General features: G+C 38.4%; 20 protein-coding genes. 17 read left to right on the top strand and 3 right to left on the bottom strand.

What is annotated here, in order from left to right:
- Positions 1–451, bottom strand: a 451-nt coding sequence (locus tag LF822_RS22380) for an IS110 family transposase (RefSeq protein WP_253926305.1), incomplete at its 3' end; no start/stop codon positions are given.
- Positions 452–821: 370 nt separating this feature from the next.
- Between LF822_RS22380 and LF822_RS22375 the strand changes: the two genes are divergently transcribed.
- The gene (locus tag LF822_RS22375) at positions 822–2021 is read left to right on the top strand and encodes an IS110 family RNA-guided transposase (RefSeq protein WP_253926304.1); all 1200 of its coding nucleotides are present in this window, start codon (positions 822–824) and stop codon (positions 2019–2021) included.
- A 941-nt stretch (positions 2022–2962) separates the two neighbouring features.
- On the opposite strand, the gene LF822_RS22370 is transcribed toward LF822_RS22375, so the two are convergent.
- On the bottom strand, positions 2963–3574 hold the full coding sequence (locus LF822_RS22370; protein WP_253926303.1) for a MerR family transcriptional regulator: 612 nt from the start codon (positions 3572–3574) through the stop codon (positions 2963–2965).
- A 755-nt stretch (positions 3575–4329) separates the two neighbouring features.
- Here LF822_RS22370 and LF822_RS22365 point away from each other — a divergent pair.
- The 13 genes from LF822_RS22365 (at position 4330) to LF822_RS22305 (ending at position 18788) form a co-directional block, all read left to right on the top strand.
- Entirely contained in the window at positions 4330–5832 is a 1503-nt protein-coding gene (locus tag LF822_RS22365) for a primase C-terminal domain-containing protein (RefSeq protein ID WP_253926302.1), read from the top strand.
- Positions 5833–6529: 697 nt separating this feature from the next.
- Positions 6530–7234, top strand: a complete 705-nt coding sequence (locus tag LF822_RS22360; RefSeq protein ID WP_253926301.1) for a hypothetical protein — start codon at positions 6530–6532, stop codon at positions 7232–7234.
- The gene (locus LF822_RS22355; protein WP_253926300.1) at positions 7218–9209 is read left to right on the top strand and encodes a TraM recognition domain-containing protein; all 1992 of its coding nucleotides are present in this window, start codon (positions 7218–7220) and stop codon (positions 9207–9209) included. The genes LF822_RS22360 and LF822_RS22355 overlap by 17 nt, the downstream gene beginning before the upstream one ends.
- 20 nt (positions 9210–9229) lie before the next feature.
- Positions 9230–10216, top strand: coding sequence for a conjugal transfer protein (locus tag LF822_RS22350; RefSeq protein ID WP_253926299.1), 987 nt, complete (start codon positions 9230–9232; stop codon positions 10214–10216).
- A gap of 14 nt (positions 10217–10230) precedes the next feature.
- Positions 10231–10452 (top strand): hypothetical protein, encoded by a 222-nt coding sequence (locus tag LF822_RS22345; protein ID WP_253926298.1) that lies wholly within the window; start codon positions 10231–10233, stop codon positions 10450–10452.
- Between the two features lie 52 nt (positions 10453–10504).
- Entirely contained in the window at positions 10505–10924 is a 420-nt protein-coding gene (locus LF822_RS22340; protein ID WP_253926297.1) for a TcpE family conjugal transfer membrane protein, read from the top strand.
- Positions 10921–13365: an ATP-binding protein gene (locus LF822_RS22335; RefSeq protein WP_253926296.1), complete on the top strand. Its 2445-nt coding sequence runs from the start codon at positions 10921–10923 to the stop codon at positions 13363–13365. The genes LF822_RS22340 and LF822_RS22335 overlap by 4 nt, the downstream gene beginning before the upstream one ends.
- Before the next feature lie 14 nt (positions 13366–13379).
- Entirely contained in the window at positions 13380–13727 is a 348-nt protein-coding gene (locus LF822_RS22330; RefSeq protein ID WP_253926295.1) for a hypothetical protein, read from the top strand.
- Positions 13728–13751: 24 nt separating this feature from the next.
- Complete coding sequence (locus LF822_RS22325; RefSeq protein WP_253926294.1) at positions 13752–16145, top strand: type IV secretion system protein; 2394 nt, start codon at positions 13752–13754, stop codon at positions 16143–16145.
- 12 nt (positions 16146–16157) lie between these two features.
- Positions 16158–17237, top strand: coding sequence for a lysozyme family protein (locus tag LF822_RS22320; protein ID WP_253926293.1), 1080 nt, complete (start codon positions 16158–16160; stop codon positions 17235–17237).
- A 1-nt stretch (position 17238) separates the two neighbouring features.
- Positions 17239–17796: a hypothetical protein gene (locus tag LF822_RS22315; protein WP_253926292.1), complete on the top strand. Its 558-nt coding sequence runs from the start codon at positions 17239–17241 to the stop codon at positions 17794–17796.
- Between the two features lie 37 nt (positions 17797–17833).
- The gene (locus LF822_RS22310; RefSeq protein ID WP_253926291.1) at positions 17834–18127 is read left to right on the top strand and encodes an AbrB/MazE/SpoVT family DNA-binding domain-containing protein; all 294 of its coding nucleotides are present in this window, start codon (positions 17834–17836) and stop codon (positions 18125–18127) included.
- A 91-nt stretch (positions 18128–18218) separates the two neighbouring features.
- The gene (locus LF822_RS22305) at positions 18219–18788 is read left to right on the top strand and encodes a DUF6037 family protein (RefSeq protein ID WP_253926290.1); all 570 of its coding nucleotides are present in this window, start codon (positions 18219–18221) and stop codon (positions 18786–18788) included.
- Between the two features lie 323 nt (positions 18789–19111).
- Here LF822_RS22305 and LF822_RS22300 read toward each other — a convergent pair whose 3' ends face one another.
- Positions 19112–19327, bottom strand: coding sequence for a hypothetical protein (locus tag LF822_RS22300; protein ID WP_253926289.1), 216 nt, complete (start codon positions 19325–19327; stop codon positions 19112–19114).
- Between the two features lie 575 nt (positions 19328–19902).
- Between LF822_RS22300 and LF822_RS22295 the strand changes: the two genes are divergently transcribed.
- The 3 genes from LF822_RS22295 to LF822_RS22285 all read left to right on the top strand — a co-directional run bounded on the left by LF822_RS22295 (position 19903) and on the right by LF822_RS22285 (position 21873).
- Entirely contained in the window at positions 19903–20346 is a 444-nt protein-coding gene (locus LF822_RS22295; RefSeq protein ID WP_253926288.1) for a JAB domain-containing protein, read from the top strand.
- A gap of 179 nt (positions 20347–20525) precedes the next feature.
- Positions 20526–20867, top strand: a complete 342-nt coding sequence (locus tag LF822_RS22290; protein ID WP_253926287.1) for a YolD-like family protein — start codon at positions 20526–20528, stop codon at positions 20865–20867.
- A 376-nt stretch (positions 20868–21243) separates the two neighbouring features.
- Complete coding sequence (locus LF822_RS22285) at positions 21244–21873, top strand: hypothetical protein (RefSeq protein WP_253926286.1); 630 nt, start codon at positions 21244–21246, stop codon at positions 21871–21873.
- Positions 21874–21981: the final 108 nt, after the last annotated feature.

Raw genomic sequence — 21981 nt, 5'->3', positions numbered from 1 at the left:
CACGGAGTTCTGCATAAACTCCTTGCGGAATGTTTGGTTCAGCGTATCTCCCATCTTTCACTAATTGTGCAATAACCTTCGCATCTTTGATGTCATTCTTTGTAGGTGAATTATCATCCAACTCTTTTGATTTCTTCACATGTGAGGGGTTTACTACCACGAACTTGATATCCTTCTCCTTTAAAAAGTGAGCTAGGTTGAGCCAATAATGACCGGTAGGTTCCATACCAATCAAGATTTGATTCTTATTATGATCCGTAAGTAACTGCTGAATCCAGTCAAGTAAGCTATTGAATCCTGCTTGTGTATTCTCGAATGTTAGAGATGATCCTAGTTCTATACCTCTAAAATCTTGAGCTCGTGCGACATGATTGTGTTTCGCAATATCTACGCCTACAATTAGAGTTTGCGAAGTTATTTGAGCAAGCTTTGTATTTTGGTTATAATTCATTTCGTGGCCTCCTGGTATACGAATTTGTCCTTTGTGCTGGCCAGCTTCAGGACATATCTATCATACCAAGAGGTCATTTTTTGGTGAAATACGATATTTCTTCATAACAGGAATGCTGCCCTATCGTATTATAAGGTCATCCAGTCATTTCTGGTTGACCTATTTTTTATAGGTTATTATTTAGGTAGCCGGGGAAGGACGTACCTGCCCTTGGGAGTCTGATCCCGTCCTGTATACTGTCCTCCCCCTACTTGTAGAAACATGTTTGAGGCTGGTTGGGACCTAGATCCCGCATAACAAGCGAAGCTATGAGACTACAAGCTAGATTAGGGGCTGCCGGCGAATATAATAAAAGGAGATGTGATAATGAATGGATCCAGTTATTGGCCTGGATATCTCGAAGGGAAAAAGCCAAGTACAAGCCTTTTTACAAAAGAAGGAACCTTACAAAAAGAGTTTTGTTTTCGAGCATAATTTCATAGGTTTACACGATTTTCATCGGTTTTGGTTAGAGGTGGAGGAAGTCACAGGGCGACCTCCGGTCGTCGTTTTTGAATCTACTGGTCATTACCATGAACCCGTTTTACAGTTCTTAGAAGATCAACAAATTGTCTATTATTTAGTGAATCCGGTTCTTTCACACGAAGCTAAGAAGATGAGCTTAAGGAAAGTAAAGACCGACGCCATTGATGCCTTTCGTTTAGGGGAACTTTATTATCTGTATGATGACCTTAAACCTTTCAAGAAGAAAGCTGTCAAATTCATGAACTTGAGGAATCTAACCCGCCAACATGACGCGTTAACAGGAACTTATGTACAAATTAAACTTCAGTTCCAAACCGTATTGGATCAAGTGTTTCCTGAATATAAGACTGCCTTTGGAGATCTGTATTCTCCGACCTCGTTAAGAACGTTACTCCACTATCAGACACCTCAAGGGGTTAAGGAGGAAACGAAGGAAAAAATAGCTGAAGTGATTCGCCAACAAGGAGCTAAACGTTCCTATGGATGGGCATTAGATAAAGCCCGCCAGCTCAAAGAGGCAGCTGATCGAAACCCTTTCAAACGTAATTTATATACAAGTCATGTAGAGGGTTTAACGATGTTTATTCAACTTCTTCTCCAATACCAAAGGCACCTATCGAAGCTCATAAAAGAAATAGATGCCTTGGCTGAAGAATTTGATGAATATGAAATTATCCGATCAATCCCCGGTATTGGCAGAAAGATTGCGGCCACAATCCTATCCGAAATTGGGGAAATTGATCAGTTTAACCACCCTAAGAAACTCGTGGCATACTCTGGGATTGACCCAAGAGTGCATGAATCTGGTCAGTTTAAAGCAAGCATTAACCGAATTACCAAAAGAGGATCGTCTATCCTTAGAAAAAGTCTATATAACGCGGTCCAATGCGGAATAACCAAGAATCGAAACCCAAAACTAAGAGCTTATTACAACAAAAAACGCGAAGAAGGCAAACCACATAAAGTGGCGATCATCGCTTGTGCAAACAAGCTCATTCACTGGATTTATGCCATCTTAAAAAGTAAAAAGGCCTATGTGATTTAGAAGAAACCAATAATATACTTTTATAGAAAATACTTCAAACTATTATGATTGAAGTTTATTTAGTATGTTCAATTTTATTGTACCACGTCTATTTCATCTTTTTTACCCTTACCTATTGACCTTCTATTAGCTGGTATATTGGAAGACTCAGTTTCGAGATAAACAGATAAACATTACAATGCATATATGTGAAATAAGTGTTCAAAATGTACTTACTTTTACTAACCTGAACCACCAAAAGGAAACAGATACATTTAGCGTTGTAAATCCGCATTTTCCTGCCATTCCCCCTATCTGAAAAAAATAAAACAAACGTCAACGTTTACGTTTGTGAATATTGCATCTTAACTTTTTGAGGATCTATTTAAAGTGTGTTGACGCTCACATACACTCTCTTGTTTGAGGAGAAAATAATCTAGTTTATAACTGTTGTTGAATCACATTATAATAAGCTTCATATCCCCCACTATTGTAATCACTGGAGATGTCGTCGTCATGTTGTTTTATCCGTCGTCTATCGTCATAAAGGGTCTGAATCTCTATCTTCAAACCCGGTCATGTAGTGCATCAAAATAATTTATTATTTGGATCTAAAAAACACAAACGTTTACGTTTGTGTTTAAGGGGGGAGTATGTTCTGGTTTAGGGGTGGCTTCTTGGCGAGTAAAAAAGCTGAGACTAAAATTTTTGATTTTCTCCGATAATTTTTCTCGCAGCTCATTCGATAGAAGAAATTATTTAAAGAACCCCATTATCGTAATCAAAAAATAAGTCATCGTCATCATGTCGTTTGATACGTCGTCGTTCGTACTAGTTGGTGGCGACACTTTATAATACGACCTAAAGAGTGCTCAATTTCTATTATTGTTTAATATGAAATAATTTAAAAACACACAAACGTAAACGTTTACGTTTGTGTGTTTTTGGTTTTACGAGGATTCCTACTTTAAAGTATGTTCAGGTTCCTGATCATTCTCTTTTCGAGGAGCAAATAACCGAGACCAAAACCCTTGCTTTTGTTTTTGTTCCATGATTTCTGTCATGGTTTTCATTAACAATTCATCTCGACGAGTCGCTTGCTGCATCATCTGTTCCTTTGAAGTCTCGTTTGTTTCCTGGAGGTTTTTTAATTGTTCTTTTAATTCTACATACTCTTTTTTTCGTTCTTCGTTTTGTTTGCGGAAGGATTCATTTTGTTCCATCAACAGTTTATTCTGCAGTTGAATCTCTTTAAAAAAAGATTCGTACCCCTCAATCATCGTATTCACAATAGGTTTCGGCATCACGTCGTTTGATACGTCGTCGATCGTAATGACGGGGACTGCACTCTGTAAGACCTCTCGAATCCGTTCATGTGGTTCACCAGCTTCTTTCATTTTCTCAATGATACTAAAAACTTCTAGTGCATCTTCTTCGTAACGCATGTTCCTCCCTCTACCTATCGAAGGAAGAAACTCTGAAAACTGATCCTTCCACGATTGTAGGGTAGTGCGGGGGCGTTTCATCTTTTTTGCGATTTCAGCAAGCGTGTACGTTCGTTCGTAGTCCATCATTGTCACCCTCTTTCGTATTGTCGTCATCTCAACGGCACATATCGTTAGATCAACTTTACTGGTTGTCTTTTATATTCGTCACATCATCATTTGTTTCCTTGATAGAAAGATAGGAGCTTTTGGAACTAAAGAACGAAGTTTGTATATCACTTTTCTAATCTCCATTTTGAATTTTTACTAAGTCCCTTCTATTAAAAGTGAAATCAGTGTTTAAAGAAAAAATTAAATTTTTTATAATACGTTTACATTTACGTTTACGTAAATGTAAACAAACATTAAAACCTCATAAGGTCAATAGCTGAACGTAATTTTCACAAACGTAAACGTAAACATTTACTTTTTGAATGCGGTTACAAGTGCTGGTTTGAAAGGAATTAGGGGGTAGACGAAGAGGAAGAGACCTTGTATAGTATAAATAAATTCGATAGATTACTAGCAAAGAAGACAAACATATACATAAATAAAAAGAGCGTTGCTGACAACAACGCTCTTTCATAAAGCTAGCCCAAACGGCTGACCACCAACGCTAGCTTCAAATAGGAACCATGATGCTGACAACATCATGTCTTTGAATATATTATATACTTTACTATATAATATCATTCATTTTTGCGCAAGAATTTTCGGCTTCTTTATTCAATTTTAAAAGTGGGAAATTCTGTTATTCTCTTATTTGAAGTTATGGTGAAGACCGTTATGGGCTAAGGCTTGTAACGGTTTTTTGTATGCCATTTTTCATTAAGGGAGGGTATGTGATGGATGTATCGAATGTTATTGAATTTGTCACCCGTAAAAGTTTAAAAACCTATAAAACAAAAGGATCCAGAGCCTCTTTGCCAAAGCAGCATGCGGCTTATAAAAGAGAATCTAATAAAAAAGGCGTCGTGTTTGTTTCGCCTTCCAAGGAAAAATTGAGTCAGGGCAAAGGTCATATCGTAACGTCTTATGAGACGCTCCAGGAACAATGCGACCACCTGACGCATTGGACGCCGAATACCTTTTTAGGCGGTACATACATAGATTTCAAAAAACGTATTCTCCAGGGACATACGAAAGAGAACTTAAAACAAATCAATACATTCGTTATTGATGTTGATACCAAAAATACGGACTTATTTGCCTTTTTCTTAGCCTGTGAAGAAGAAGGGGTACCAGCTCCAAGTATCATCTTAGAAACTCCAAGAGGCTATCAATTTTATTTTGTTCTGGAAGCTCCTATGTTCCTGACTAAAGAGAGCAATTATCAAGTGCTCAAAGTAGCCCATCGAATTGTAGCCAACATAAAAGAAGCCTTGGCCAGCCATGTTCCGGTTGATCAAGGGTGCAATCCTTTTGGGTTTTATCGGATTCCTAACAACGAAAATGTGTTGTACTTTAATGATCAGCAAACGGTGTCTGCAGCTGCTTTGATCGAGTGGTCCAAAGCGTATGAGAGAAGAAAACGTAAAGGAGCGTTTCATGTCGTCTACGCTCCGAACCAGGAATCTCAGATTCACCAGGAATGGTATCGTGCGATTCTAAACTCGACTCACATTCATGAAGGGAATTATATGAGCAGCAGAAATAATGCCCTTTTGACTCTGGCTATCGCGAATTACGGCAGTGGTCGTACCTATGAGGAAGCTTTTAATGAGCTGGATCAATTTAATTCCAATTTAGAAAACCCCATGAGCCAAAGTGAGTTTAAGCGTACGATGAAGTCAGCTTATTCCGGACGGTATAAAGGGGCCAAAACAGAATACATTCAAGGGTTACTCGATCAATGGACCGATCAATCTATTAATCTTGCAGCAGGCAAGGGGTGGTACAAGTTTAAGAAGGCGAGAAAAGACCGTGAACGCTCGCATTATGAGGAATGGGAACAAGATATCCTGGACTATTTAAAAACGCACACAAGCTCCGAAAAGGAGCTTACCGATGTGTTTATTTGTGATTCCCAAGCGAAATTAGCTGAACAACTAGGGATGGCTGTATCTACTTTAAAAGAAGTCTTAAAGCGTTCGGCTAAGATTATAAAAGTAGTTAAAGGAAAAGGACGTGGCCAACAAACGTATATAGCCAGCCGCGAGATTTTGTTTAAATGCTTTTTACAGTTACGTAAAAAGCTGATTCGTCATGGAGTCACATGGAAATCAATGTACCAGGCATTTCTGTTTGAAGATCAATCCTTAGGGCATGTGTTTGAAGGTTTCTTCTTACCATTTGAACAGTGGGCCACCCATTATGAATTAAGGTGCAGAACCCCCATGCTTTGTTGAAAATTAATAGGCCAGTCTGCCAATACATATCTTTATTGACCTCTTCCGTGTTACTTGCTTTTAGTCTTGTAGGGTTTTTAAGCTATTAGAAATTGGTGGTTTCCTAGCTATCTATCTTTGTTCTAACTGGGAATCTCTGTTCTTATATTACATTTTTGTTTCAAAAGTAAAATTTTGTACTAGAGGGTGGTTGGACCGTTGATCATGGCTTAGATGGTCTTTGGTTAAGTGAATTAATAGAGGGTAATTAGCTTTAAAATATATGAAAAATAGCTTTAAATTTGGATGAAAAGATTTTTAAGGTATTTACTTTATTGATTTGCTGGTACACGTGCGCCGGCCGCCCCATTATTTTACGCTGTTCGCTTAAAAATTTTCCTGACCACCCACACTCAACGTACGATGTACTGGTGATTGCGGGTGGTCAGGAAACCATGGGGCGGCCGGCGCACGAATAAATTTGAATAATTGGTTGAATTTTCTGTAAATAGATGTTAATATATGGTTCATAATCCAAAATATTTTTAAGGTGTATTTAAGTTTGTAGTAGAGGTGTGGACGGGTTCCAGTTTTTGGTTGCTACAAAGTGGAGAAGTGGTCAGATTCTATTTCTAGTATTGTGAATGTTAGTTTTTAAGTTTTTCTGAAATAGGTTTTAGGTTTACAATATGGGAGGAGGAATTTGAGGAGGATTGTATTGAAGCTGTTAACGGATAAGCAACGGCAAGTATTAGAAGGGATTAATCGGTTTGGGGTCATTACTTCGACTCAGTTGATTCATTATTTGGAGGGCCAGGTTTCTTCTGTTTCTATTTATAGTACAAAGAAGGTATTAGTTAATCTTGGGTTTATTGCTGAAGAAAAAATTGGGTATCATCGATTGCTTTATGTGAGACCACGAGGGGTTCATTTCTTAGGCAGTGAGTTGACCCCTTTTTCTCGAGTGAATTATAAGCAGCTGGAGCATCAATTGTCGATGAACGACTGTTTATTATCTTATAAGAACGCTGCAGAATTACGAGGGATCTCTTTTGAATTTATGACAGAAAGGGAACTTCGGAGCCAATACATTCACGATAATTTTTCCTCTAGTGATCGTAAGGATGCTCAAAAAATTAATAAAGTAGCTGATCGTATTCCAGATGGGATTGTTTTTGAAAATGTAAAGAAGATTGCTTTAGAAGTTGAGTTAACTCAGAAGGCATCTAAGAGATACATACATAAGTTGGCTCGCTATAAAGACGAAATTCTTAATGGTCAGTATGATATGGTTCGCTATGTTTGTGAAAGCAAAAAGATTCAAAATACTGTAGGGAAGTATGCTAAAGAAGAAGGTTTTACTTCCAGCATGTTGCAGTTACACCTGAGAGAAGGGGTTGTCGAACATGCAAAGCAAAAATAGAGATACGAGACAACATGATTTAGCTACTCAAGGAAAGAGCACTAGTCAGGTTAGTCAGGAATTAGCTTTGGGAGTTGCAATGTTAGTAGGGGCATTGATTATACTCCCCCTTTTTTTATTCTCACTTCCATTTTTTGCTATTTTTAGAATTATTTTGAATTTGAGATTTCATCTCATTGCAGCGATTTTGGGGTTTGTAGTTTTTGGGTTTACGATGTTTTTTCAGTATGAGAGTTACCTAGGTTTATATGGTTTACTTCCTGTTGATTTATCGTGGCTGCAAGAACTCACCGGTTCGGGTTTTCCTTTAACTCTATCGTCCTATGTTCTTTATGTGAGTGGGGGATTGGTTGTTTCTTACGGCTGGAATCTGCTCACAGAATATTACCGATCCAAGCGCGTTCAGTCCAAAGAAGATGAAAGGGAGAAATTCAAAGATAGTTCCACTTATGAAAAAACATACAAGAACAGGTTTAAACTTAATGAAAAAGTGCAGAAGAAATGGCGTAAGCAAAAAGATGTGACGCAGCTGCTGCTTGGGGTTTCAGAGAATGGGAAGCCTTTTTATCAAGACTTTAAGGAGATTAATCAGCATATGTTTCTTCCGGCTACGACGGGCGGAGGTAAAACGATTCTTTTATTAAATTATATAGAATTTGCGCTTATGAGAAATTATCCGTTTCTCTTTATTGATGGTAAAGGATCAAAAGAAAGTATCGATGACGTGAAGTCCTTGTGTGAGAAGTATGGAAAAGAGTTAATGATTTTTTCAGATGAAGGCAAGGTCACTTATAATCCGTTAAAGTACGGCAACGCGACCGTTATTAAAGACAAACTACAGCAACTTATTGAAACAGAGTCTACTTACTATACGGACATATCGACATCTCTTGTACAGGCGATCATTCAATTTATAGACGACTATGGATTTAAGCGTGATTTATGGACATTTTCTAAGTTTTTAGACCCTACTGAAATTAAGAAGGTGCTCAATGGGGATACGAAGGAAGTGATAGAGTCAGCTCCATATGAAGAGGTTTCTGGACCTTCCGATTTTGAAGCGAACCAAGAAGGAGAAGAGGATTTTGCTTCTTATTTTGATGGGGGAGAAAGTGAAGCAGCTGCAACGGAAGAAGAATTTATTTCTAAAGAAAATTCATCAGCATCTAAGACTATCACTAAACATGTCAGAAGCGAACGAGCTGAAAGAAATTATGAACGATTCTTTACAAGGTATGAGCACGAAGAGGAAGGGGATCTATATTTATTCTCTAATGCCTCATCGGTTCGTACGCAGATTTATTTATTGCTAGATAGTGAAATTGGCCATTTATTCAAAGAAAGTGAGAATGACGTCGATTTAATCCGGGTCAGTGAAAATAAAGAAGCGCTATTTTTTAGCTTTGATGGATTGATTTATGACCATTTCATCAAAGTGATTGCTCGATTCCTGATTCTCGATTTGAATTATCTCGTTTCTTATCGAAATCGTCAGAAGTCAAAAGATGAACCGTTTTTAGCCATTTATGATGAGTTTTCTGTCTATGCCAATGACAAAATCGTGGATACCATTAATAAATCACGCTCTGCTGGTTTTCACTGTATCATTGCCACGCAGATGTTAGCAGACTTAGAGAAAATTGATCCTACTTTAGCTAAACAAGTGGTAGGAAACACGAACACGTATGCCATTGGGCAAACCAATCATCCCCAAGAAGTGGAAGCCTGGGCGAACACGTTAGGAACCTATAAAGATGTGGATTTAACCATTCAAACGGAGAAACAGACCGGAAGAATTGAGCGAAGGGATCGAAAAGCCGATCAAGGGTCTTTGCGGCACGTACAAAAGTATGTGATTACACCAGATGAAATCAGGCAGCTCAGCAAAGGCCAATTCATTATCGCTCGTAAAGCTTCTCATGAAATTGAAAAGCCGGAAATTGTATATGTTCGTCATCCATTGAAAGGCTTATAACTTCTGGAGGGAGTGAGCAAATGAAGAAATTTAAGCTTTTTTGGAGGAAGGGACAACCGAAATCTAAAAACGAAGAAAAGGAGAAAAAAACAAAGAATAATCGGAAAGTTTCTTTTTCAAGGCAGAAAGCCAGTCGTGCAGCCAGCCTTATATTCTTTTCGGTGATCGCTTTATCCTTACTGTTCAATGTCATTTTTTTTAGCAAGTATCAGACGATCCGAAATTCTGTGAAAGCTCAACAAAGCTCCATTGAAGAACGCATTGGAGATGTAGGAAAAGCTGATATGATTACGTCTGATGCTGTCATTTCTTACACGAACGACTTTTTAGAAAGTTATTTTACGATCCCAAATGATGAAGAAGAAAGAGAGGAGCGTATGGAGGAACTAAGCACCTTTTACGTCAAAGGATTTGATACTTCAGGCTTACAGCCTGAAGGGTTTAAAGGATCAAGATCCATTGAAGATTTAGCGTATTTAAAAACGGATCGGATTAACGGTGAAAAGACCAAGGTTCATTATCAGGTGACGTATGAAGTTCGCGAGGAAGTAGAGGATGAGGATCCACGTACAGTTTTAAATCAGGTAGAAGTGATTGTTCCCGTTGTTACTGATGGGGGCGGATACGCTGTTTATGAGAACGTGCGCATTGTTCAGAGCGATTTAAAAGCTAGTATTCCACTTGAAGAACAGGAATTAGAAGGTGAAGACGTGACATCCACCGATCAGGACAGCATTCAAAGCTTTCTAGAAAATTTCTTTACTTCCTATGGCGTCAGTGATGATAAATTGCCGTTCATGGCTTCTGTTGAAAAAGGATTATCAAACCAAGTTTTTGAGTCAGCGACGGTTCAGCAGCTGGTGAGTAGAGAAGAAGGTTACGAGGTCATCGCAGACGTTGAATATAAAGATCAGGAAACATCCCTTACCAGTTCTTACACCTATGAGCTAGAGCTTTCAGAAACACAAAATGAAACGAACAATTATTATGTTGAAACTATTCAATAAGGAGAGGATTACCGATGAATTTTGATTTACAGAGTCTTACCTCTAACATCGTGTCGCAGGTGGGTTTTCTTATTTTGCTGATCATGGCTATTCGTGCTCTTGTGGCTTACACAAGAGAAGATTGGGGCCAGTTTTGGAGTGGTTTGACGTTAGGTGTTCTTTGCTTAGTTGTTGTTATGTTTGGTCCTCAGTTTGAACAATTGGCGAGAGCTGTTGGAGACGCGATTTTCAACTAATGAGAACTTGGGGGGCGATCTCCTTTTCTTTTCACCTGTAGGAGGGATGTTTTTGAAGGTTGGAGAAAATTTCACATCCGAATATAAATATCCTATCAAAATCTATCGTATGGGATCTGTGGAATTTGCGAATGGATTGGAAGTTCGAAAGGTCATCTTTTCTATACTTCTAGCTGCTCTATTGATTTTTAGTTTTGTGATCCTGGGGATTCAAAGTGATGCGAATCTATTAGGATTTGTTGCAAAGAACTGGCTGATTCTGATCACGGTGATCCCGGGAACGATTACCTTTGTCGTCTTTAATCTGAAATACGATCATAAAGGGTTTATCCCTTACGTGAGAGATCGGTTTTATTTTTATCGACATCGACACAAGCAGTACGAACATTTTGTGGAAGTAGCTCATGATCAGGTGGAGAAAGACATGTCCTTTGAACCTTTTGTTGTAAAGAAGGAAGGTGATGATTCATGAAGAAACCCATTCTCGAATTTCCTATCGCTCACCGCCATAAAAATATGGCTTTTAATAAGAGGAAGCAGGTATGGGCGTTTTACAAATTGAATGAAGAGTACATTCGCTTAAATAGTGAAGTGGATTTTCAAAGCTACGTTGAGCGTACAGCTGAATTTTTAGCCCATGATGAGCATGACTACCACATCATGATTCTTCCCAAGCGATTCGACTTTGATCAATTCACGGAGGTTATTAACGACAAGATTGTCAAAGGTGAATTTGCGGATATCGGAAAAGCCTACTTTAATCGAGCTTCAGAAACATTAAAAAATGAAGTGTTTCTTCATGAATATGACGTGTATGTGTCGATTCACTTAAATAAAGTGGATGAAGTGAGCACCTCTGATGTTATGGATTTAGGAAAGAAATTTGTGAAGCGCGTACGGGATGATTTAGCTAAACTTATGACCTTTCAAACCCATGTGGAAGATGATTTCTCTTATTATGAATCATTGGAACGCTCGTTTAGTAACCGGACAGCTTACAATAAAAGCTTTGAGAAGTTAACGGAAGATGAATTGGACCGCCTGATTTATTTCATGTTCCACCGAACCAGTGATATGTTCCAGATCCCTGAGAATGATTACAATCTTACCGAAGGGATCATTAAAAATGAAAAAGGGTATATGACGGTCACTCATCAAGATTATACCGAATACCTTTCGTTTATGCCTTTTCATGAAATGCCGGTTTCCCTGGAAGGCTATCGCTTTATCCAGGATATTATTGAAAATATCGATTTTCCTGTCGAGTTTCAAATCAGTTATACATTTAAAGATAACTCTACCAATGTCCGCCAGGTCCGGAAACTTAAGAAACGTTTTGCTAACTTTGATCACGAAATTCAAAGTACCGAAACGGCCGATGAAGATACGGTGGTCGAAATGGCGTCTCAACGGCTTGATCACCTACTTGATGATGTAAAGGCTGATACGCGGAAGCTGCTTTTTATGAACTTTACCATGGTGCTGGCTGACCGCAGCAAAGAAGGATTGGAAGCCAAACAGGAAGCTCTGCGGAATCTTTTTAAAAATACTGGATTTCAATTGGTTACGCCCTTAGTGGATCAACTTACTTTATTTACTCATTCCCTGCCTGCTTCCTACGTCGAGTATAACTACTTTGAACAAGTGGTGGACGAAACGTACCTTGCTCAATCAGCTATGGATTTATCGAATAAAATCGGCAACAGATTTGGGATGGTATTGGGAAAAGTCGTCACTGGAAAGAAACTTTCGAGTGTCGAGCAAGCGAGAGAAATCAATAACAACATCGTCGTATTTAACCCTCTTTTAACGAAGAAGGCGATTTCCGGGGCTACTCATACCAATGGAAATATATTAATCACGGGGCCACCTGGAAGTGGGAAATCGATGCTCGTTAAGAATTTCTTTACATGGTCGACATTTTTAGGATCGAAAGTGCTATACATTGATCCTAAAAATGAATTTCAAAACTACTATAAGGAAGCTCTAGAAAAGTTTGGAGATATACCTGAATTTAGAGAGCTGTATGAACGGATCAATTTCATTCATTTATCGGAACAAAGTGAATTTCACGGCGCTTTAGATCCCTTGGTTTTTCTGAAAGGGGATCAATCCATTCAAACAGCCACGATGATTTTGGATACATTGGCCGAAGTTAGTGGCTCCCGTGATGAATCCGTGACGATCTATGATTCTGTTTTGGAAGAAGTGAATCAGTCCGAGCGTCCTACGTTAACCGGGGTTTTAGAGCGCATTTTAGAAAAGGATCACATCCTTGGTAAATTCATTCAAAAGTACAAGTATGGATTGGGACGTATGTTATTTGGGACAGATGAATCCTATGGGTTAGATTTTGAAAAGCAGATTAACGTGCTCGGGCTTCAAGGCTTACGTCTTCCAACTTCGAACAATATGAACGAAGAAGAACGCATCGGTCTATGTTTGATGATGTCGATTTCTAAATATGTTCATATCTTTTCCACTCGAAAAGATGAAGATGCCATGATTATTTTTGATGAAGCCTGGACGCTTAAACGATCTCAAAATGGTCAAGATTTGATTGATGAAATGCTGCGTACGGGAAGATCTTTACGAACCGATATTGTCCTTGTGACCCAGGCTTATGATGATTTCAACGTGGATACGACGAAAGAGCAAATCGGGATTAAATTTGCGTTTCGACCTAAATCAGATGAGGCCATTAAGCCGATTTTGAATTTCTTTGATATGGAAGAGAACGCTGCCAATATTGAAGTGGTTCATAATTTGAAGTCAGGAATGTGCTTATTCCAGGATCACCGGGGACGGAACCAGGCGATTGCTATCGATATTTTATTCGACGAATGGTTTGAAGCCTTTAAGACGACTCAGAAGGAATCCGATGCTGTACAGCTGGAAGAAGCCTTTTCTTAGAAGGAGTGGATGAGATGAAAAGATTAGTGTTTGTTGCTTCTGCCTTGCTAGTTATGGCCGGATGCGGGGGCAACAACTTAGATTTAGATGAAGATAGAATGAAAAGCTTGATTACAGAAGAAGCTGCAGGTCAAAAGGTGATTGAAAAATCAGGCTATAAAGAAGACGATATTTCAGTAGTAAAAGCTTGTAAAGCTTATGAAGAAAAATCTACTGAAGACGATTTTGAAAACCAATATATAGTGTATTGGGAAACTAATGACGGTGAATATGAAAGAGATTTAATGCTTGATGGGGAGACAGAAGAAGTTTATTATTCTCCACGTTTCGAAGAAATCACTGATGAGTGTGTGGAATATTAACACTTTAATTTAAGGGGAGAGTCGATGTGTAAAAAACTCTTACTATCCTTTTTGGTAATCTTCTCTTTTTTGATTCCGGCCAGTACGGTGTTAGCTGCTGATGAGGAGGAACGTAAATCTCAGGAATACGAAGAAAATAGGTATGAATTGATGACTTATTCAGATGATGCCTGGTATGACTTTATGGGGCAGTCCGGTTCTGAAATGATGGATTTTATGAAGAACGCTTTTTGGGCCATAAATCGAACCATGGCTTCCATGGTGCTGATGATTGTTTATCAACTCTTTTCCTTAGATATTGTGGAGATGACTAAATCATCCGTCCAAAATATCACGTCGAGTACAGCTGGAGCCTTAACCTATAATTTTGGTTTATTCGCCTTAGCCATAGCTTCTATAGGGATCGTTGTTCGATCTTATATACAGCAGGATTGGCGAGCGTTCATGAAGCTTTTGTCGCTTATTCTCATTAGTCTATCCCTGCTTTTTTCCATCCAATCTGAAAAATTTAATTACATTGATCTGTCACATGGATTGTCTGTGACTTTAGAAAATGTGGTCATGCAAGCCAACCCTTCGTTATCGCAAGAAGGAGCCTTTGAATTTGTGGATTTTGATCAAAATTCAGCTCGTGACGTTTCCATAGCTGTTGAAAATAAGGTGTTTGATGCATTGATCTATCAACCGTACTTATTACTTAACTATGGAACAAGCGATGAGGAAGCGATTAAAGCTGAGGATGCGGAACGAATTGATAATTACTTAGCTGCGGATCCGGCTACGGAGGATGGTTCTAATGAACGTGCTGATATAGAAGATGAAGAGTTTAATAACTATGGAAATGACTCTATTTTCGCGGGAAATGCTTATAAACAAATGGGATATGTCATGATTATGATGATTTCTACCGTGATCCAGGGAGTTGTTTTTTTCTTTATTGCTCTGATTCGGATCATGCTTCAATTTGCTTTTATTATCATGATGCTGCTTGTCCCATTTATTTTATTTGTGAGCCTGTTCCCTAGCTTTGAAAGTTTAGTTGGCAGATTCACTAAAGGGACATTTATGGTGATTTTATTTAAAGGAATTACGATGTTCTTTGTTCTTGTGGCCACCAGCTTTATTACGCTCGGTTATGATATGACGAATTTTAATGACGATGTGTACTACCGGATGTTTATCCAAATCATTTTCAGTGTCGCGATCCTATTCTTGTATATGAAACGTCAATTCGTCTTTAACATGCTCGAGGGTGCCTCTCCTAACTTATCAGATATGGGAGCCGCCGAAGGCATGGGGCGTGGAGCCATTTACAAAGGAAAAAGCATGTGGAATAAGCACAGACAAAATAAAGCTTATAAAGGCATGAACAAAGTGAATAAAGGAAAGCGCAAGCTCCAAGAAAAAGGCCTGCAGGGTGTGCCAACTGGAAAGCAAGCTGGTCAAAATTCATCCCATCCAGAGGAGCAAACTTCCGGAAGGAATGTTAAGAGCAGGATTAAAGAGAAAGCTGGAAGATCTAGAGATCATATTCGCGCTGTTCAAAACGGTGAGATTCCGAATCAAAAAGAGAAGCTACATCATCAGGAGGCGGTGATTCCAGAGGAAAAACAAGTGTCCAGATCAAATGATACCTCAGATGAAACTAAAGCAGCTGTGGGAGCTAACTATATACAACAGTCATCTCATGCTGGAGCACGGAACCCTCACAATTACACATCAGGGTTTACATCAGATAAGAAGCGACCTAAGAAGAATCAAGCGAAACATATAAATGCATCCCCCAGTCAAAAATCATCTAACCAACCTAAAAAGAAAAGCATTAAAGCGAAGACGATGGCTACTATGACGGCAGCAGGAGTTACAGCGAAGAAAATTGGTTCTTCGACTAAAAAGAGAACAAATCAAGCTGCTCATCATATTACATCTGTTCAGCGTGGGGAGATCCCGAATCAAAAAGAGGCTCCATACCACAATGAGGTCGTTCTTTCGGACAAGGATCGACCGCAATCATCATCCACCCGAGAAACATCCAACATTCGCAATGATCAACCGAACAAGAAATGGGAAGCTCAACAACAGATCAAGGAATATAAGGAAAAAACAAGCCAATCCACTAAAGTTGATTCTTCAAGCCAACAAACCAATCAACCGAGACAAGAAAAGCATCCATACAAGTGGCCTGGAAGGAACCCCTATCAATCAAGGGCTTCAAACTATCAATCTAACAACAATAACAAAATGATATCAAAGAATAGAAAGGTAGAAGGCAACGTTAAAAAGCCTAAAGAATCTGTTCAACCTAAAAATGAAAGACCACCTTCACAAAGAGACAGTTATGAACGCACCATTGGCGGCCATTTGGAAGGCGGATTATTAAATCGTACCTCACGATTAAATCAAGATTCTGATCAATAAAGGAGGGAGAACATGCTGAGAAATTACGTGGAAACGAAAGCTAAATTAGCTATGCTGGGCCTTTTCCTAAAGTATGTTCTCCCTTTTTTGTTATTGTTCGGCGCCGTTTTTGGGATTATCTTTATGTTTGTTTTATTGATGGGGAATCTCACAAACGATGATTCTAGTGATCTTCCGAACGGAAGTGTGGGGAATGTTTCTCAAGAGGTCCTGCAATATAAAGATGATGTGACCAAGTATGCGAAGCAAGAAGGTGTAGAGGATCATGTTGGGGTCCTTTTAGCGTTAATGATGCAAGAATCCGGAGGAAGGGGGGATGATCCCATGCAAGCTTCTGAATCGTTGTGTGGTTCTGTGGGATGCATCACTGATCCGGAAACATCGATTGAACAAGGTGTGGCTTATTTTGCCGACACGTTAGAGCAAGCTGATCAAGACGTTAAGCTCGCTTTGCAGAGTTATAATTTTGGTGGGGGATTCATTGATTTTGTGATGGATAACGGAGGTTCTTATACGCAAGGTTTAGCCATCGAATTTTCAGCTATGAAATATGAAGAGTTAAAACATACAGGAAGCTATAGTTGCATTCGACCAGAAGCTGTCCCTTATGATGCTTGTTATGGAGATATTTATTATGTGGATGAGGTGCTTGGCTATTATGATTTTTCGGATGGTGTAGGAAGTGGAGAATGGACCGTTCCGATTGAAGGGGCTTTAGACATTACCAGTTCTTTTGGAAGACGGGATGATCCATTTACGGGTGAAAGAGAAAATCATAAAGGGATAGATTTTGCCTGCATTGGAGGCGTAACTCCTATACAATCCGTTGATTCCGGCCGAGTGGTTTATGCTTCTCAGAGTAACGGTTACGGAAATTTAGTCATGGTGGATCATGGAGATATTATTTCAGCCTATGGTCATTTATCTTCTATCCATGTCGATAAAGGGGAAGTCGTAGAATCCGGCAAAAAATTAGGCGTTTGTGGAAGTACCGGAAATTCAACGGGACCACACCTTCACTTAGAAGCTAAAACAGAAGAATGGAGGGGTCACCAAGATCCATTAAATTTTCTCGATCTTGGGGAAGGATAACATGCGAAAAGACTTATTTATCAAAACAGTTACGCTGATCGTTGGAGTTTTAGTCATCATAGGTGTTTGGTTTGGCCTTTCCACTACAGAAGGTCAAGACAATGAGATTCAAGAATTGGAAGCTACCGTAAAGAAACAGGAAGAACAAATTGAATACCTTCAAAATTCTAAACGTGAACAAACAGAACTATCAGAAGATGCAGCCAGTCAAAAGATGAAAGAAACCGTGAATGTATTTATCGAATCTACGTTTCATGTTGAAGAAGATCATTATGAAGAAAGAAAAGAAGAGGCGGAAGTTGTGCTCACTCAAGATTTATTCGAAAAGCAGTTTTCCAGTGAAAAAGAAACCTTACAATATGAGTTTGATGTTTCAGATGTTACAGTTTATTTAGCTGAAGAAAATCAGAGTGCTTATGTGGTCTTTAAGCAGGAAGTGAAGAATTTAGCCAATCAGGATTCCAGTTATAAGAAAATGACGTTACAAGTTTCTTTGCAGAAAGAAGGCGAGCGTTGGTTAGTGAACGACTTTGACCAAATCAAAGCTGAACCTTTGTAAAGGCTAGAAAATTATTTAGTTTAAAGGAGTAGTCACGATGAAAAGTACAGGTATTGTTCGTAAGGTTGATGAATTAGGGCGAGTGGTCGTACCTATAGAATTAAGAAGAACGCTTGATATTCATGAGAAAGATCCATTAGAAATATTTATGGACGAGGACAAATTAATATTGAAAAAATATAGGGCAAGTAAAGCTTGTGTCGTTACAGGAGAGATTTCAGAAGATAATCAAGAATTTAAAGGGGGTATTTGGTTAAGTCCGAAAGGGATACGAATTCTTGCGGATGAATTAGAAAATAACCAGCTTCTGGAAAGCTCTCTGTTGAAGTAAGCAGGGGTATTGTCCGTAAAAAGTCATTTCGGTGCAACACAGACGTTTACAAAAACAAATACTTAAATTGAATTTTGGGGGAGGGAGTTTGGTGGAACTTTCAGGTTTAAAGAATCTATATAGTAGTATGAGAGATCAAAGTATAGATCGGTATAAGTTTAATTTTACATTTAACAGCATTAAGTTTGATGTAATGTATTTTATTGATGAGAACCCCAATATCTTAGCTATTGGAATAGTAAAACATAATTATTACTTCGAACTCCCTGTAAAAGGTGGATTTTACATTAAGCCATTCTTAGATGAATATAGTGAATTTTGCAAAATAATGGGGTTCAAATATAAACCAAACAACCCGTTTAGACCCTCAGTATTCTTTGAGGAATTAAATGACCAAATTCCTAATCATGCAAATTATAAAAATATACCTAAACCCCACCAAATTGCAGTATATCGTAATGATATAGAAGAGTCAGATAAGATATATTTTGTTAAATGGCGTGATAATACTAAAGCCGGTCACCAGGTTAGCGCTGAAAATCTTGAAAAAACACGTAAATTGCTTTCATATAAAGCTTATCTAAGGTGTAAAAAGAAAAACTTCAGTAGTTGTTGGAGTGCTAACTCCCTTGATGAAAATAAGTATTATCTACCTGTTTAAAGCTGTGCGCAATTCCTGATTCACCCCCTCTTACAAGTATATAAATGAAATAATCGATCTTTGGATATGATTTCCTGAACATCATAAAAGAGCGTAATAAAGATAAAACATAAATGTACTTAGACTACCTATCCAAAGACAACACAAACGTAAATGTTTACGTTTGTGTTGTCTTTGGTATTAAGGTTAATTGAATTCTTGGGGTTAAAGCGTGTACACGTTGCTTAGCTCTTTTATTCCTTTATGTATTATTTATGCGTTTAGTTTCGAAGCAAAGCAATAAAGGCTTACGCTCTAGAATGGACCAGCTGACTTCATAGTCCTCATCGTCTTCGAGCTATCTTTTCGTTTGATTCTGCAATGCGGCGTAAGTAGCCCAAAGCTTCGCCCATAGCGAATAACAGAATGCCACTTACAATGAATGCAAAAAATCCATAAGCGATTGTAAATGCCGGTAATTCCCAAGCCATGGCTAAACCAACATAGCCACCCCCACAGGCCAGAACAATCCAGCCAAAGACATATAAGAATATGCTCATTATACTCCCCCCTAGCATTCTTTTCTGGACTATAACATAAACTACGTCCTGTTATTTCCACCTTACACTTGCCCACTATTCCCTAGCAAATTAACAATCCCACAATTTAATCATTCAAAGGTAACTTTCCTCTTGCCAGCGGAAAGCCAGTCGATCGCTTTCGCTTTGCTCCCATGATTCAAAGGAATATCTATGCGATTGGTTCGGGCATCGAACCCTCACAAATCGATAACTTCAAGCTAAAGCAATGAAGCCATACGCCTCAAAAGAGATCAGCTGCAAAAAACAGCTTTTTTGCTTTCCTCAGAGGTATTTATCCTTCTTTGGTCTCCTCATGGTAATTGTTTTCTCGTGATGAAAATAAAGGGTCTACAAAAGAACAAGAGAATCTAAGAAATCCAAGTTGGCTAAGGGCTCCTACGAAGGAAAATCACCTTCTACGATCCCTAAGTCATTGGGTTTTCTAACATTCTCTACTTCTTTCTTGATACTTCGTATTCACCGGCGGTCTCACCCTTCTACTGTCATTCTCGAAAAAATTGAATCCTGGTCACCAAAAAAGGAGGAATGATACTATGAAAAAAATAATGGAAGTTCAGCGTATTAAACAGGTGAAAGCAGAGATCGAGGTGAAAACAGGCATCGTTCGCTCTCCTGAAGATGCTGCTGAATTGGCCAGTGAATTTATCGGGGATGATGATCGAGAGGTTATGTTTGTTATGTGCTTGAATACAAAAAATGAGGTCGTTGCTGTCCATCGCGCGCATGTCGGCTCATTAAACGCTAGTATTGTACATCCAAGAGAAATATTCAAGTCCGCTATTCTAAATAATGCAGCCTCCATTATCGTGGCTCATCAACACCCATCAAATGATGTCAGACCGAGCCAGGAAGATATTTCTGTCACACGACGTTTACATGAATCGGGACAAACATTAGGAATTCAATTATTAGATTCCTTAATCGTCTCTTCTAATCCCAGCATTCATACCAGCTTAAAAGAGAATGGATACCTCTAATATGAGGTTATCCTTTTTTGTTGTTAGGTTGAGGGCATCGAACCCTCACCTAACAATAAACGTAACAAAGATGATTTTGGGCATGGTAGTTGGGGCTTGAACTAACGGGATCTTTTATTGTATTAGGGACATTCCTTTACATATAATAAGAACAAACGTTCTTGTTATTAGGAGGGGAAATGATGGGTAATATGAATGATCGTGGCACTATCAAATGGACATCTCTCATGATGCCAGAACACATAGAAATGCTTAAAGAGATGTGGATAGAAGACAAACGGATAGAAAAGCCTGTCGTGGATGAACAACAAATAGAGGAAAACAGCTTTGCACTTCAACGATCCATGGCTGACGGATTGACTGTAAAGGTCAAGTATCATAATGGCTTTGATTTTAGTTGCGCAGCTATCAAAGTCACGGATATGAATCCAAGTACCAAGAAAGTGAGAGGCATTGACCCAAAATCGAAAGAGGTCATCTATCTTTTATTTGAGGATATTACGGAGGTCCATGTTCTTTAATTCAGGGTTTTCCATATCCTCTGGTTTGTGCGTATAGATGTATGAATATTCGGTTATAACTTCCTTTAATGTACATTATGTAACCTATAGAGCGAGCGAAATTCTTTATAACAGTGAGGTTGCGAAAATGGGTATAAAAAATCTTATACATGATTATATACATTGTTGATTTGACGGGATTTTTAGGTGAAGTGTTCGCCTATGCTCAGTCTTTTTTTTGCATAAAATCACTTCTAATTTATTGTATAATTATTGTAAATAAATATTAAAAAGGGATTGGGGGGATGGAAGATATTATTTTTCCGGCAGTTATAGGGGCTATCATCGGTTTTATGAAGAGTATATAGAAATTGATTTTGGGGGGTATGGTAGGTAAATGAAGCACATTTTTATGTTTGTCTTTATTTTCAGCACTTTATTATTAGTTGCCTGCAGTGACGTTGGAACTGGTGCCGAAGCAGAAGATACTGAGCTAAATTACCATGAAGAGTTAACTCAAGTTGCTGAGGATATAATTTCAAACTCAACAAGAGCAGAAGAAATGGTTAATACTTATTCCTATATGTGGAGTTCAGCGATTAAAAATAATTTATATATAAGTGATGTCACGGAAAGATTGGATATAAGTGAAAGTCAGGCCAAAGATTATTTTGAAACTACGGGGTTTGGGACTACTAACGTTATTGCTGATGATTTTAATAAGGTTATATCAGGCTTAGGAGAATACTATTCTTCTAATGGACAAATAGAAGAGATAGAATCAAGTTCAGAATCAATTCAAACGAAAATAAAGGAATTAAATACGCCACCAGCAGATTATGAGAAAGTTTATGATAAAGTAGTTGAGTTATATACCATGTCAGAAGAATATAAAGAGTTAGCCATTAAACCAAGTGGTTCTTTAATGACTTTCAATCAAACAAGTGAACAATTATCTACTGATATTGTAAGTAACTATAAAGAAATTGAAGTAATAATGCCTAATAGTGAACAAAATAAAGATTAACTTAAATAGTGATGAAGAAGGTTCTCTCCCTAATATGACAAAAGCATTAAGACTTCTAAACATTTGAGAGGCAACCCCAGAATTCGTTGGCGTACAGAATTCTGGGGT

The sequence above is a fragment of the Halobacillus sp. A5 genome (genome assembly GCF_024189315.1).
Lineage (GTDB): Bacteria > Bacillota > Bacilli > Bacillales > Halobacillaceae > Halobacillus_A.
This window is presented reverse-complemented; position numbering and strand designations above follow the sequence as displayed.